Here is a 14,535-nt window from a genome sequence, read left to right as displayed (position 1 = left end):
CTTTCGACGGGATCAGGGCTTTGCAAACTTGCGAGATCAATTATGAACAAAACCTTAACCCCTTTCAATACCATCAAGATATCTCTTGTTGTAGCTACTGTAACAATTGGCGTGCTTAGCTGTGGGTTTAAAACCGCACCGCAAGCAGCGCAACCTGTAGTTGCTAATGTAGCTCCTTCTGAATACCAACTCTTAGCATTACGCATGACAAGTGAGAAGCAAGGTGAAGCGATTATTCGTTTAGATGGTTTCCGAGTGACTGCACGTTTTGAAGTTGAAGCATACCCTGACAGCTACGGTGTACCAGGTAGTGAATTCACCGCAGTTGATGTAACCAGCCTTGATGAAGTGACTGTTTCTGATGCCCTAGGCAATCCATACAACGACTTCACAGACCACATCGACCATCAGAACTTCAATGCCCTCATCAAAGGTTACATCGAAAAACATCGTTTAGTGGAGGCGGGCTAATGACTTGTAACTGCAAAACTGAAATTTCAGAAAAGTTCCTTGAGAAAGTTAAGGCGGACATCCCTGAATCAACTAACCACAGTCTTGAAATGACGGCTTATTCGTTTGTCCTTGATGGCAACCGTATGGAATTGCGTGGATATATGCCAGTGGAAATCAAACACACTTTGAAAAATAAAAAGACAGGTCTTGATCGTGTAAAGAAGGAAAAGACCAGTGTTCTTTTTACTTTCTGTCCTTTTTGTGGTGTTCGTTACAAAGAAGAGCAAGGAGAAGCGGCATGACTACTTCTACTAACACGTTTTCAGAGTTCATCAGCCAAGATGATGATGGCAATATCCGTATGCGTCTCGGCCACTCAACCTACTTTGAAAAAGGTCGCCATATCTATGTGGTCAATAAGGATGGTATCGAACAGTTAATCACGCTTGAGGTTCATACAGCAAAACCTTGGATCCGTGAAAACTTTGAACGTGAACGTGCATTTCAACGTAAGAAGAACTTAGCAATCGCCCTACAACGTACACACATTCCACTCAGCGAACGCAGAGCTTTTAAGCGTCGTATGGGCTGGGTTGGTGCGAGATAAGGAGAAGAACATGGCTATACCTATTATTCCAGCGGACCAAGCATTAAACGTAAGCGCGATTATTACTTACATCTATGCAGATCCAGGGCTTGGTAAAACGTCTCTAGGCTTTACAGCAGATAAAGCAATTTCGTTTGACTTTGACCGTGGCGCACACCGTACTGGTGAACTTCGTCGCGGAGCTGTTGTTCCAGTTCAGCAGTGGTCAGATATTGAAAACATTACTGAACAAGATCTAGCACCGTTCAATACTGTTGTTATTGATACCGTTGGCGCAATGCTTGAATCCATCAAGACACATTTACTTAAAACAGCAAATAACCGCCAGCAAGATGGTGCACTCAAGTTAAAAGCCCAAGGCTTAGCAAACATGAAGTTTAAGCAATACATCAATACACTTTTAAGCTTTGGTAAGGATGTTGTTTTTATTGCCCATGCCTCAGAAGACCAAAGTGGTGATCAGATCATCTACCGTCCTGAGCTTGGTGGTAAGAACCGAAATGAACTTTACCGTATTGCAGACATCATGGGTTATTTGACCACTGTTACTACTGGTGAAGGTAAAAATGCGAGAGTTATTAACTTTAAGCCATCTCCAACACATCATGCGAAAAATTCAGGCGCTTTAGGTGGTGAGACTGGTGAGGTTTGGGTACCTGATCTTAAATCACACCCTACTTTTCTTGCAGGCTTAATTGCAGAGGCGAAAGCCCATATCAACACGCTTACACCTGCTCAAATCGCATCAAATAAAGCACTTCAGGATTTGGATAACTGGAAACAAACTTGCGAAGAAGCTGTTTATGCAAGCGACTTAAATCACCTGACCGAAACCCTAAAGCAAGACAAAGAACACACTTATTATCAAAACATGCGTCAAGCCATGCTTGCTCGAGCGAAGGTACTCGGCTGCACATTTGATATACCGCGAGAAACATGGATGGAGCCACCTGAATTTAATGGGATATCAGAATCTCAACGTGATGAATTGCAAGATCTTCTTGCGCAAGCAGGACTCGATGTGATGGCTTTCTGCGAAGACCAAGGGATCGACAGTCTATTAGCCATTGAAGCTCAGCATTTTGACAATGTAAAAGCCCACATCATCAATACCCCCCAAGGAAAAGGGAGAGCGATTGCATGAGCTACACCTACTCTTCCATTACCCGTGTGCTGATAGTTCAGCACAATGGTCGGGTGAAAACTTATACGAACATAAACCTCTTTGGGATTGAGGACTGTATTCAAAACTTTGTGAATACGTGGGGGTATAGATGATCTTCAGAATTAAAAACAAGCATGCCATTGCCTTCATGATTTGGCTTGAATTATTGGGCTATGTAAAGAAACAACTGGCTGATGGCAGTTTCACATTCTCAGGCAAAGGTACAAAGAAATCGTTGAGCTATGTGTTTGTAAAGAATGATTTAACAGGTAATGCAGCATGTCAGTCACTGTATGAAGAATACGTGAATTACCAAGAGTCTAATTATATCGAAATGAAGGTGGCGGGATGAACAATACACCAATGGATCTTAATGCTGTTCTATTTGCTCAGCTCGATCGCCTAAGTAATCCACATCTAAAAGGTGGGGAGCTTGAGGCTGAAATTCAAAAGGCAGAAGCCATTGAGAAAATCAGTGAGCAGGTCATCAAGAACAATAATATGCGTTTAAACGCCGCAAAATTGGTTGCTGAATATCGTGGGCTTAAAAATGCCGATTCAGTAGAAATTCCACAAAACTTAATTGGGTGATCTATGGCTAAAGGTAGTGCTATTCATTACAGCCAAGCGCAACTGGACATTATTAAAACCAACTGCACATTAAGCCGCAAGGATCTCACCGAAAAAGTAAATGATGTATTTGGGAGTGAGTTTTCTGTTGATCAGATTAAATCCCTGTGCACCAGGAAAAAATGGAAATCTGGAAGAACGGGTTGTTTTGAAAAAGGTTCAAAACCTTGGAATACAGGCACTAAAGGTATTTGTAAACCAAACTCGGGAAACTTTAAAAAGGGTCAAATATCTTGGAATAAGAAACCCGTTGGTTACGAGCGTATTTGTTCTAAAGATGGGTATGTTCTTATCAAAACCGCAGAGCCAAATGTCTTTGACTTGAAACACCGGGTAATCTGGGAAAAAGTAAATGGACCAATCCCCAAAGACCAGGTATTAGCATTTAAGAATCAGGATAAAACTGATTGCCGGTTAGAGAACTTAATTCTAATGAGTAGAACCGAAATGGCTCGATACAACCAGAGTTATCAAAAATTAGCTAATCCTGAAAATAACGAATCTTGTTTGTTAATGGCCAAAGTCAAAAATATGAAGCATCAGCTTCTCAAGGAGGTGTCTTGATGGATATTAAAAACTCAGCTATTACAGCAAAAATGGTTATTCATTCTCTTTTGGCACTTCTTGAAAATGAGAATGTTGATATTTCATCTGTGAGATTCAAAGTTGGTTCAGACGGCAATGGATATGAAAGCCCTAAATTTGAACTAGAAAAGTTGGTTAGCTTAGCTATTGATGGGCTGGTTGAAATCGAAGAAGGAAATGCAGTTCCTGAAGGGTTTATTTTAGTTCCGAAAACGGAAGCTCAATACTTTAGCCATGATTTCAATGGTGATGGGTTTAAGTACCACGACACATTGGACGAAGCTAAAAAAGAAGCCGAGGCAAGCCTTGATTGGTATCGTGATCAGGTAGCAAATGGCAGACATGTAAATGATATGGGCGAGTTTAATGAGCTTAGCTACGGTCTAGTTATTGGAAGTGCTGAATACTCAATTGATCATGTAGTTACTCAGGATGATATTGATAAAGGCGAATACTCTTATGAAGTTGGAACTGAGATCCTATATTTGTACCTAAGCGAAGCACAGGGGCAAAGTCATGACTAACCTCCAACACATCGCCCAGGATCTTGCTGAAGAATTTGCGCCATTCGTTATTGGACAGTCTGGTACAACAAAAACATTCACGGCGGAGCAAGCCTCTGCCCTGTACAAAATTTTAGTTAATTACGGGTATCCCGATGAGGAACCTAACCAGGAGGCGTTATGAAAATTAAACTTGATCAAATGACTCAAAAAGATAAAGACGACCGTTTACAGCGCTTTCTATCTGCAAGTGAACAGCAGCTCTTTCCTCAGGAGGATATTGCAATCTATCTAACATGCTCTACACACACACTTCAGCGTTTACGCTGTACTGGTGGAGGTATACCATATAGCAAAATTGGTCGAAGCGTGGTTTATAAGAAGTCAGATGTTTTGAAGTATCAGGAAAATCAGACCATTATGAATACGGCTCAACTCGCCTCCTAATCGAAGCAGTTGAGCTTCCCTTGATAGACGGCTTCAATATCATTCATTGCAAGCCGTAATTTTTTTATAGAAACCTGAACATAACCCCCTGTTACATCATTCCTTGCCCCTGATCTATGATTGAGAAGTCTCTTGATTGTATAGGGCCCATAATCCAAGTTATTGCAAATAGTTGCAAATGTTCGTCTTAGATCATGCAGTGAAATTTCAATTCCAGTCTGATCACCTATTGTCCTTAACATACCTTGCGCGCCCGATATGTGTTTTGCGCCAGATGTCATCTTGGAACCGGGAAAGACATACTCATTACACTTTAATTCATAACGCTGTTTAATGATCTCAAACAAATGATCCCCCATCGGCAGCAAGTGATCATCTCCATTTTTTGGATCTTTAAACACAAATAAGCCTTTCTCCATGTCCACATTTTCCCATTTCAATGTTTGAGCTTCATTCCGTCGACAACCGGTATACATAATAAATAGCACAAGGTCGCGTACTGCATTCTTTGAGGCATCATCATATAAAGAACGTTCTGTGAAATAGTTAAGAACGGCATTGTAGTAAGTGTGAATATTGCTCTCGTCTAAATGTCGAGTTCTAACCTTAGCCTTATTCCATCCTCGCTTAGCAGGGATTACATCTACTGGATTATGTTTAAGAATCGGATTCTCATCACTCGAACAATGAACTTGAGCAAAGCGCCAAATTGAACCAAACATCTTTAGTGTAAGGTTGGCTTGCGTTGGACTATATTCAGTAAGTTTGATAAACCGATCAAACACTTCCTTTTTGGTGATTTCAAATATTGGTTTGAGCTTCCAATCTGATAAGAAAGTATCTAGGCAATGGTTATATGTATTGATGGATAGCTGTTTTAATTTTCTTTGCTTTAAATATAAGTTGAAAGCTTGCTCTACCGTCATCTCACCTGTAAGTGCATCTTTCTTTTTTTCAAAAACACCATTGGAAATATCAGCCAAAATACTTTGAGCTTTTTTTCTAGCTTCTACAGGTGTAATTTCATTTGTTTTACCAATAGTCACGCGGAATAGTTTTCCCTCATGACGACGTTCGACAATATAAGACTTACTCTTGACTGTTGCCCGAACAGCAAAACCAATCAGGTCAGAGTCCCGATAGATGGCTTGCCCTTTTTCAGTCAATGCAATAGCATCAACATTAGATTTGTTGAGTTTCATTTCAGACTTAAATACAAATTCGACACTTGCATTTTAAGTCTGAAATCACTCAACAGTCTACATATAATCTACACAAGATATAGAAGTGCAGATTAAAGTCAAAATAAAGCAATAACAAACAACACCTTACACAAATATAAAGATTTCAATTATTAAAACTTCCAGTTATAGAACAAGTCTATTGCACGCTCTACTGATTGACTCGCCTCTAAGTACATTCGCTTATTCATTTGATAGCGTAAAGTCAATTTATTCACAGGAGTAAACACCCCCACACCATAACGAATATACAAATCAGGAGTGATATAACCCGTCAGACTCACTTGAGTATCATCGCCAGTCCCTTGCGCATCTAAAGCCAAACCACTTAATCCAAAAGTACGCCCAAGCTGATTGGTAAATGCGCGTGTTCCTCCCAAACCTAAACTAATTCCTGCTGCAGCAATAGTATTATTAACATCCGATTTGAAGCCTTCAGTTTGGCTTAAGCTACTAGAACCTTCATTAATTCGTCCAGTAAGTAATGCATTTAAAGCTTCTTGCTCAGACAAACCAGCATCATTATACACTTGAATATTCGGGGAAGTTGCCGTACCTGTTACGCGCACTCCAACCGTACTGCCCTGTACGGCTTTGTTTGCATCAATATCTAAAGTTGGGTTACTTAGAGCGCCATTGAAACGCGCAATTGCACGGTTTAAATCTAAACTTTGACCATAGGCTTCAATTTTAACCCGTTGACTAACCCCAATTGCGCCATTGGCACGCATAGCAGTTTCTGCACCACGCTGTGACAAATACAAACGTCCTAATAATGGAATGCGACTGTTAAAGCCTTGGAAAATGACCTGATTACCTAAGCCAACCATGACATCAGCACGGATGTCCCAAGGCTTCGAGCTGTTTAAGATTGCTAACTGATTTTGCCCCTCTTTAACTATACGAACATCAGAAGATACATTCACCACAGGTACAGATGCCTCTGGCATTGAAATTAAAGCGCGGGGAACTTGAATTTCACCATTTAAAGTGAGTTTCTTACTTAATGGTAAAACATCAAGTGTAATTTTAGGTGTTACCAATGCCGTAATTAAAGGCGCTTGACGAATAAGTAAATTCTCACCATTCAGCTGTAACTGAATACGCGGATCATTCTTCCAGTCCACAGTTCCTGTTAATTTGCCAACCCCACGCCCACTATTAAACGCACCGTTGATTGTTGCTTGGTCTTGACGAATTGCTGAATAAAGCTGGATATTGGTCAAGTTCACTGGTAGTGAAATCATGCTAATTGACCCATCTTTTAAACGGACATCCCCCGTCAGTAATGGAGCTTTCAACGTACCATTGATTTTACCTGCATAAGAAAGTGTCCCCCCCATAGAACGCACATCGGCTATGAATGGCTTAAAAACTTTGAGCTGTACTTGATCAAATGCGATTTCACCACGCATAGGCATGTTGTCACGGTATGGATCAATAACCACATTGGCATATCCCACGCCAATTTCAGGTGTTTTGACATCCAATCGGATTTGTAGACCTTCTGCCACACTTTTTGCAACCAAAGCCACTTGTTCATATTTTAGCGTTGAACCTAAGTCTTGTGGATCATCTGCAGCTAAGCCAATCACCCCATCACGAGTGACTAAACGAGCATCAATTTTCGGTTTAGCTCCTTGTGCCCAAACCGCTTTTGCATGCCCATTTAACTTACCTGTAATCGCTAGACCTTCAGGCATAAATGCAGCAAAATCATTTAAGTCTAAATTTTGTGTTAAAAATGAAACATTACCACGCGTTTTGCTCACTCGAATTGGCTGATCAAAACAAAGTTGGCTTTGCTGACTCATCCAACAATGCGCACCGATCAGCAAATCTGTATTAGAGCGACTATAAACGACTGAGGCATTTTGACGCTGAACCAAACGCGCGCGCACAGAGTCAAAATCACCCTTTTGAATTTGCCCTAACCAATCATTTTGACTATTAAAGCCACCAGCAAGTTGCACATAAAATTTAGACTTTTCATTTTTCGCAGTAACTTTTAATAAATGTGCTTTACGTGTTCCTGCAAGTGAAATTTCACCTTGTTGAATTTCACGATTACCACTACGCAAACTTTCCATTTTTGCCGTCATAAGTGACGGTGTCGTTTCTGATGTCGGCAACTGTCCAATAATACGCAATTTACGCATATCAATTAGATCTTTAAAGCCAAAATTATCCACCGCTAAGTTTGCTGTTGCTCTTAATCGGGGTTGGGACTGAACATTTAAATATCCGTATGCGCGACCACGCAAGCCTGCATAAATTTCATACAGCGCAGGTGCATTAATATTCAGTCTTAAATTTTGCGCATTACCAGTCGCTTGAATTTGGTTTTTAGCATAAGCCAACAGCAAGTTATTCGCTTCAAACTGCTGAGGTAAAAAACCTTTTTGATTAGAGTTTAATACCAAAGCCAAGTTACCTGTACCACGTACAGGTTTGTTATTCAGCATACCCGCTAGATTTAAACTTTCGATGTTAATTCGTTTTAAAGCATCTGACCATGTGCCTTTCGTCTTCACGACACCTGACAATTCGCCTTGGACACTCGATGCAAAATACTGTGGTTTGAAACGAATGAATGCTGCATTTACATCCCAAGTAATGCCGTGAATAAAGTGCACCAAACCACTGGCATTAATTTGACCTGCAACTCCGTTATGCTTCAGTTCAGTTATTTTAATAAACTCAGGTGTTCCTGATAATCTTAGGTTTAATGTACCTTGACTGGCCTCAAGTTGACTGGCTTTTAAAGCCCCGTCATAGTTCACAGCATAACCTTTAAAGCCACCACCTGCTTTTTCATCATTAAATAATAATGCGGCGGTTGACTGACCAGTTAAGTGAACCGTTTCATTGTTGCTAACCATTTTTCCAGTCAGATCAATACCTTGTAATTGAATAATCTGTTGATTTGGTTTGGCATACCCACTAGCCTGAAGTTTGCCATTCAATAGATTAATCGGTGCTGCTTCTGTAACAGTTTGCGGATTAAAGTCTTTTGCGTTTAAAACGGCTTTCCATTTTAATTGACGTTTATCACTTGGAAGCTCAACAAATGCATTACCCGTTAAACTTCCTTGGCCTGCAACATAGCTAAAACTTGGAACATTTAAGTTATTATTTTTAAGATTTAACTGTGCAAGGTAATGACCCGCAGGTAAGGTCGCTTTTTCATGTTTACTCACAACAGTCGCAACATGAATATCTTGCTGACCTTCAACTAAAGCCAGTTTTACATCACCTGAAGCACTACTTAACCAGCCAACATAAGGTACGGCGCGATCAATATTTTTCCAAGAGACATCCATCAACATTGGCTGGACTTTATTATTTTTCTCTGGATTTTGGTCTAGCGCAAGATGCCATGATTCATAACGATCAAAGTCAAGATTTGCAGTTAAATGCAGGCCTTTTTCAAGTGTCCCCTTCGAGGCAATTTTGGCATCTAAGCTGGGCGGTAAAAAATCAGAAATAACTTGAGGCAATACATCATCTTTAGGATTTAGTTTATCCAAACGACCTTGTAAATTCCAAGTAACATGGTCTTTCCAGCTCACCACACCACCGACATTAACAGAACCTTTCATCAACTGCGCATTTAGGTTATCAATGTCAAGTTGATGAACCAAATCGGTATGCATCAAAGCAGTGTATTGGCCTTTAGGAATGTCTTTACCACTCAAATCTGTGTTTAAGTCGATATCCAACCGCTGAATATCACCTGCAAATTTAGCAACACCTTTTTCAGCATACAATTTGTAATCGCTGAGCAGTGGCACATGGTAATGATTAAATTTGAGCTGTCCTTGCATCGGCACATGTTTACGTACGGGATGTATAATCGCCCAACCTGTTAGTAAGTCAGGCGTTCGGGTCGCAACACCCGCTTGAATGGTATCTAAGCTACCTTTGGCATGAACGGCAATATCATGTACGTTTAAACTGTTATTTAAGGAAGGGATGTTTGCAATTGCTGTCGCTTCAAGCGGATATTTTCCTGAAAATTTCATTTTTCCAGTTGCATTACGTACAGCCAAATAACCCATATTCATACTTGACTTTTCAAACTCAAGCTCTGTACCCGACCATAAGGCATCATTTAAATGTACATCATAAAAATCAACGTGCGCACCTGTCGCAGTTTTAATATTTAAATGATCAACATCAGCTGTATCTAAGCGCAGTACAAAAGGAAGTTTAATTTCATTAAACTTAAATGGTTCATCGCTTGGCTCACCTTTGGTTATAATTCTAAGGTTACGAACATCAGCTTTGCGTAAATGAATTTCTTTATCTAATATAGCACGCCACCCTAAACTGACATCGGCACGATCAATTTTGACATCAACAGGCTTTAATGTGACTACTACATTTTTAAGAATAATACCTTTCCATAGATTACCGCTTTCATATTCATAGTTAATAATCTTTTGGCGTTCTAATACTTGGTCGAGTAAAAACTTACTGCCTCTATCTGTAGAAAACATAACTGCAAGTGATATCACCAACAAGATGAGTGTCAACATCAGCGTCAAAATGACACTTCTAAAAATGCGCCGCTGTTGTTTTAACGGCGTAGGTGTTGGTTCTTGCTGCTGCTCTACTTCAGCCATAATCTTCCCAAAAAATGCTAAATTTTATAATAATGAACCGATAAAGAAATGTAGACGGATAGGATGACTGTCATCTGAAATCCCTGATGCTACATCAATACGAATTGGACCAATCGGTGATGCCCAACGAATGCCTAAACCAACACTGTACTCGGTGTCATTGCTAAAATCTTTATCATACGCATTACCAAAGTCACTAAAAATAGCTGCACGCCAGCCTTCCTTAAATTGATAGTTGTATTCCATTGAGCCCACAGCTAAGGCTTGACCACCTACTTTAAATCCGTCCACAGTTGGAGATAAACTCTTATAATCAAAACCACGAATACCTTGGTCGCCGCCCGTAAAGTAACGTAAGTTATATGGTACTTTACTAAAGTCTTGAGTAAAGATATAACCGAGATCTCCACGTCCTACAAATTGGTGATTATCATTTTCACCCAATGAATAAATAAAACGCCATCCTGCATTCGCAATTGCCATGTCTGCATCTGAGAGTAGGCTTTCACTGCCTAGTTCAAGCTTATAAGTTTGTTTAATGCCCTTACTTGGATTGACACGTTTATCGCTATCAATTCTGGAAATTTCATAACCAAATAGCAGTGACTCTTGCTCAGGGTCGTCATTTGCAATAAAGGCATCTGGAATATCGTCTTCATCTGCAACCCCTTTTTGGGTTAAACGATCTAAACGATAACGCACACCATAGGTATGTTGCCAATTTCCCATCGGATTTTTAATAACACGGTCTGCACCAATAACTGCTGATTCAGTTTGTAAACTTACGCCCTGTCCAACATCATCTTGTTCTTCACGCTCATACCCTCCCACAAGGCTCACATAGTCATTCAATGGATGCTTGTAGGGGATGTTATATCGACCATCAATAGACTGACGGATTTGTGAAAGTTCTAAGTTCGCATCAAAAGAATGGCCACGATTGTTAACAATGGCACGACGATATTGCGCACGTAAACGAACACCTGTATCACTACCATAACCAGCACCTAATTCAGCGCTATTCAATTGATCGGCATTTAATGTGACTTTAACGGGGATGACCTTTGTTTCTCGCGCTTCAAGTTTTAGGCGTTCTTCTTCGCTTTGTTTTAATTCTTGTGCAGTTTTTAGTGTCGCTTGTGCTTGATTTTGTTCTACATCATTCACACCTGCAAACTGAGTTTCGCTTACGACAGACTGGGTCACTTCACGGTTTGACACAATCTGTTGTTTTTCCTGAGCCAAAACATCTTGACGTGAAAGTTGCTGTTCATCGACCAATTTCTGCAAATCAGGAGGTAATTCGCTTGGTATTTCAACTGGATCTGGTCGAACAGCATCTACCAAACTATAGTTAAAGTAGCGTGAGTTGGTCAAATTATTAGCCAAACCATTTACACGCCAAAAGGTATAATCCGCTCCAGGCTCCCATGTCACTAGACTTTGTAAAACATCTAGATCAATTGGTAGCGGCTTATCCGGATCACTCATTACAAACTCTACGTCACCCAGCTTATAACGACTACCTGTCTCAAAACGCAGGTTAATATCTGCTGTATTTTGTGGCTGTTCCACTTTCACATCGTGTAAGCGCCAATAACTATCAAAGAAACCGTTATTACTTGCAGCCTCATTGACTCGTCCTTTAGTTGACTCATATAAGCCATGATTTAATACATCGCCTACATCTTGTTCAGGCAAAACCCGTATCACTTGGAACTGCGGTAAATTTGCACCTGCACCACTAAATTCAATGTTTTGCTCTTCGATACGAACGGGTGTATTCGGTGTGACTTGAACACGGACACGACTACTACTGGTTTTTTCAAACTTAAACTCAGCATTATAAAAACCAACCGCTTGCGCCGCTTGGTTGGACAGTGTACGGAGTTGCGGTAGTGCCGATGGAAAATCATCAAAAGATTCTTGGGTAAAACTCGAGAGCTTACCCTTAATATTGTCTTTTAAATTAACCAATGCTGCCTGATAAGCTTTATTCGATATCTCGCCCTCATATTTTGCATTGATAATTTCAACATCAGCACTGATCCGTGGAACTTTGGCGCTATCCATTTCTTTTGGTGGTCGAATCTTATAGAGCATGCGTTTAAAGAAATTCGGTTCTTTGGCGATTTTCTCTTCGGTGCTCATGTCAAAATCTAAGGTATTTCCCGCTGTATTTGCCTCTACCGAAATTTGACTATCGGCTTGAATATTCCGCATCAAATCGTCGACATTAACAGGTGCTTGATTAATCTCAGCCATTTCCTGCTGTGTCGCATCTGCCACGACAAGCTCTTTCTTTTGACCACTGCGGTAGGCCTGTGCTTCTGCTTTGGCTTGCTCTGCTACCTGATAAATATCATTTGCCATATTCTGATCGACTTGAACATCAGGCAAATCCTCAAGGTCTTCAAATTGAATCGGTGCAAATTCAGCTAAGTTTTTTAAAGAGGTTTGTTGCTGTTGCAACATTTGCATACTGTCTGGAACAGGAGGTTCAACCGCCATATTTTTAACTTTCTGTAATTCCTCAGTACTGCTCATACCCTGAAGAATCGCTTCTTTTTTAATTTCCTCAGTGATTTGCGCATTCGTTTGCGTATCCACTTGCACACTGCTTGGCTCAATGGCAACGGGCGTTTCTGCAAAACTTGCTTGTGACAAAAGCGTTAAAAAGATACTCAGGCATAAATATTTATTGTTATGATGCCACGGTATGAAAGAATTCATACTCAATGAAAGAGTCGACTTTTTAAAATTTGTTTTGGCAAGCATAGAAAACTCTAAATTTATTTAATCTTTATGGATTTGCTCTAATGAAATGACCCAAAAGAACTGAAATCTATTGATTATTTTACCCAATTTCAGGTTTTAAATATCTTACATGATTTTATTGAACGATTGAGCAATTAGTCACATTTCTTAATAAAACTTAATGCAGTGCAAAAAGCATGAAAAACAATGAACATCTATTAAGTACCCGTCGCTTTCTTCCCATGTTTATTACCCAATTCTTTGGTGCATTAAACGACAATGTTTATAAACAAGCTTTGCTTTTAGTCATTACTTATGGATGGATTAATCAACAAGCAGCCAGTGTAAGTACACTCAATAATCTAGCTGCACTTTTATTTATCCTACCTTACTTTATTTTCTCCGCAACAGCAGGACAAATTGCTGACAAATTTGAACGCTCACAGTTGATTCGCAGCATTAAAATTTTAGAAATTGTGATTATGCTGATTGGCTCAGCAGGATTCTTATTGGGAAATCTATGGTTGCTGTTGTTGGCTTTATTTATGATGGGCACACACTCCACCTTCTTTGGCCCAATCAAATACGCCATTTTACCTGAGATTCTCAAGCCAAATGAACTCATGTCTGGCAACGCATTGTTCCAATCAGGTACATCTATTGCCATATTGGTGGGCATGATTTTAGGTGGTGCGGTCATTTCAGCGTCAAATGGCAATTTGTTTTGGATTAGCCTGACTGTGGTTACGATTGCTATTTTGGGTTATTTCTCTAGCCGCTATATTTTAAAACAAAAAGTCAGCGCACCCGATTTAAAGATTGACTGGAATTTCTTTAGAACGAGTTTTCAAACACTTCAATATGCCAAAAGCCTGCCCCTCATTTTTATGGTTTTACTGGGGAATTCATGGTATTGGTTTTATGGGGCGACCTACCTCACTCAAATTCCACAGTTGACCTTGCAAAATTTACACGCTTCAGAAAATGTCGTAAGTCTACTCTTGACCTTTTTCTCTGTCGGCATTGGGGTCGGTTCGCTGTTATGCCGTAAGATTGGTGGTTCAGAAGTAAATATAAAAATGGTGCCTGTGGGTGCTATTGGACTGACTCTATTTGCCTTTTATTTGGCCTTGAGTCTCGCTTATGTCCCAGAACGCACAGAGGCAATGCTCAATGTTAGCGATATGTTCAACCACGGTATGGTTTACTATCATGTCATGCTCGCAGTGACTTTGCTTGGCATCAGTGGTGGTTTTTATATCGTACCCTTGTATGCCATGATGCAAGCGTATTCTCCGCGGTCACACCGTGCACGTGTTGTTGCCGCAAACAACATTTTAAATGCGGTGTTTATGGTGTCATCTCGCTGTATTTTCGATTATCATTTTAAGTGTTTTAAAGATTGATATTAAAATACTTTTCAGCATTACCGCTATATTGAGTGCAGTTTTTACAGTATGGTTGTTATATCAACTTAAACCTATGCTAAAAACTGTACAACCTGAGTTAGAGGACTAAA

General features: G+C 40.1%; 13 protein-coding genes and 1 pseudogene. 11 read left to right on the top strand and 3 right to left on the bottom strand.

The genetic code is table 11. The features are described 5' to 3' along the window. Window positions 1-42: 42 nt before the first annotated feature. The 10 genes from ACZ8ZH_RS06630 (at window position 43) to ACZ8ZH_RS06585 (ending at window position 4,390) form a co-directional block, all read left to right on the top strand. Window positions 43-471 carry a hypothetical protein gene (locus ACZ8ZH_RS06630; RefSeq protein WP_119062881.1) on the top strand — a complete coding sequence of 143 codons (429 nt, stop codon included), beginning with the start codon at window positions 43-45 and terminating at the stop codon, window positions 469-471. Beyond that, window positions 471-755: a hypothetical protein gene (locus ACZ8ZH_RS06625; RefSeq protein ID WP_470247882.1), complete on the top strand. Its 285-nt coding sequence runs from the start codon at window positions 471-473 to the stop codon at window positions 753-755. Before ACZ8ZH_RS06630 ends, ACZ8ZH_RS06625 begins: the two co-directional genes overlap by 1 nt. Further along, the gene (locus ACZ8ZH_RS06620) at window positions 752-1,060 is read left to right on the top strand and encodes a hypothetical protein (protein WP_119062883.1); all 309 of its coding nucleotides are present in this window, start codon (window positions 752-754) and stop codon (window positions 1,058-1,060) included. The genes ACZ8ZH_RS06625 and ACZ8ZH_RS06620 overlap by 4 nt, the downstream gene beginning before the upstream one ends. A gap of 10 nt (window positions 1,061-1,070) precedes the next feature. After that, window positions 1,071-2,204: an ATP-binding protein gene (locus ACZ8ZH_RS06615; RefSeq protein ID WP_119062884.1), complete on the top strand. Its 1,134-nt coding sequence runs from the start codon at window positions 1,071-1,073 to the stop codon at window positions 2,202-2,204. Between the two features lie 130 nt (window positions 2,205-2,334). Next, complete coding sequence (locus ACZ8ZH_RS06610; RefSeq protein WP_119062885.1) at window positions 2,335-2,577, top strand: hypothetical protein; 243 nt, start codon at window positions 2,335-2,337, stop codon at window positions 2,575-2,577. Then, window positions 2,574-2,816, top strand: a complete 243-nt coding sequence (locus ACZ8ZH_RS06605) for a hypothetical protein (protein ID WP_119062886.1) — start codon at window positions 2,574-2,576, stop codon at window positions 2,814-2,816. Before ACZ8ZH_RS06610 ends, ACZ8ZH_RS06605 begins: the two co-directional genes overlap by 4 nt. Before the next feature lie 3 nt (window positions 2,817-2,819). Then, window positions 2,820-3,419, top strand: coding sequence for an HNH endonuclease signature motif containing protein (locus ACZ8ZH_RS06600; RefSeq protein WP_119062887.1), 600 nt, complete (start codon window positions 2,820-2,822; stop codon window positions 3,417-3,419). Then, window positions 3,419-3,964 carry a hypothetical protein gene (locus tag ACZ8ZH_RS06595; protein WP_213069980.1) on the top strand — a complete coding sequence of 182 codons (546 nt, stop codon included), beginning with the start codon at window positions 3,419-3,421 and terminating at the stop codon, window positions 3,962-3,964. Before ACZ8ZH_RS06600 ends, ACZ8ZH_RS06595 begins: the two co-directional genes overlap by 1 nt. After that, window positions 3,957-4,127, top strand: coding sequence for a hypothetical protein (locus ACZ8ZH_RS06590; protein ID WP_162900235.1), 171 nt, complete (start codon window positions 3,957-3,959; stop codon window positions 4,125-4,127). The genes ACZ8ZH_RS06595 and ACZ8ZH_RS06590 overlap by 8 nt, the downstream gene beginning before the upstream one ends. Then, window positions 4,124-4,390, top strand: coding sequence for a helix-turn-helix domain-containing protein (locus tag ACZ8ZH_RS06585; RefSeq protein WP_119062888.1), 267 nt, complete (start codon window positions 4,124-4,126; stop codon window positions 4,388-4,390). The genes ACZ8ZH_RS06590 and ACZ8ZH_RS06585 overlap by 4 nt, the downstream gene beginning before the upstream one ends. Here ACZ8ZH_RS06585 and ACZ8ZH_RS06580 read toward each other — a convergent pair. The 3 genes from ACZ8ZH_RS06580 to ACZ8ZH_RS06570 all read right to left on the bottom strand — a co-directional run bounded on the left by ACZ8ZH_RS06580 (window position 4,387) and on the right by ACZ8ZH_RS06570 (window position 13,037). Further along, entirely contained in the window at window positions 4,387-5,592 is a 1,206-nt protein-coding gene (locus ACZ8ZH_RS06580) for a tyrosine-type recombinase/integrase (RefSeq protein ID WP_119062889.1), read from the bottom strand. The genes ACZ8ZH_RS06585 and ACZ8ZH_RS06580 overlap by 4 nt on opposite strands. Before the next feature lie 152 nt (window positions 5,593-5,744). Then, complete coding sequence (locus ACZ8ZH_RS06575; protein ID WP_119062890.1) at window positions 5,745-10,259, bottom strand: translocation/assembly module TamB domain-containing protein; 4,515 nt, start codon at window positions 10,257-10,259, stop codon at window positions 5,745-5,747. A 24-nt stretch (window positions 10,260-10,283) separates the two neighbouring features. Beyond that, on the bottom strand, window positions 10,284-13,037 hold the full coding sequence (locus tag ACZ8ZH_RS06570) for an autotransporter assembly complex protein TamA (RefSeq protein ID WP_119062891.1): 2,754 nt from the start codon (window positions 13,035-13,037) through the stop codon (window positions 10,284-10,286). A gap of 176 nt (window positions 13,038-13,213) precedes the next feature. Between ACZ8ZH_RS06570 and ACZ8ZH_RS06565 the strand changes: the two are divergent. Continuing rightward, window positions 13,214-14,534 (top strand): annotated as a pseudogene (locus tag ACZ8ZH_RS06565) (MFS transporter). Window position 14,535: the final 1 nt, after the last annotated feature.

The organism is Acinetobacter sp. SW-226 (assembly GCF_055632855.1).
The sequence above is the reverse complement of the archived record's forward strand: the minus strand, read 5'-3'. Positions and strand labels throughout refer to the sequence as shown.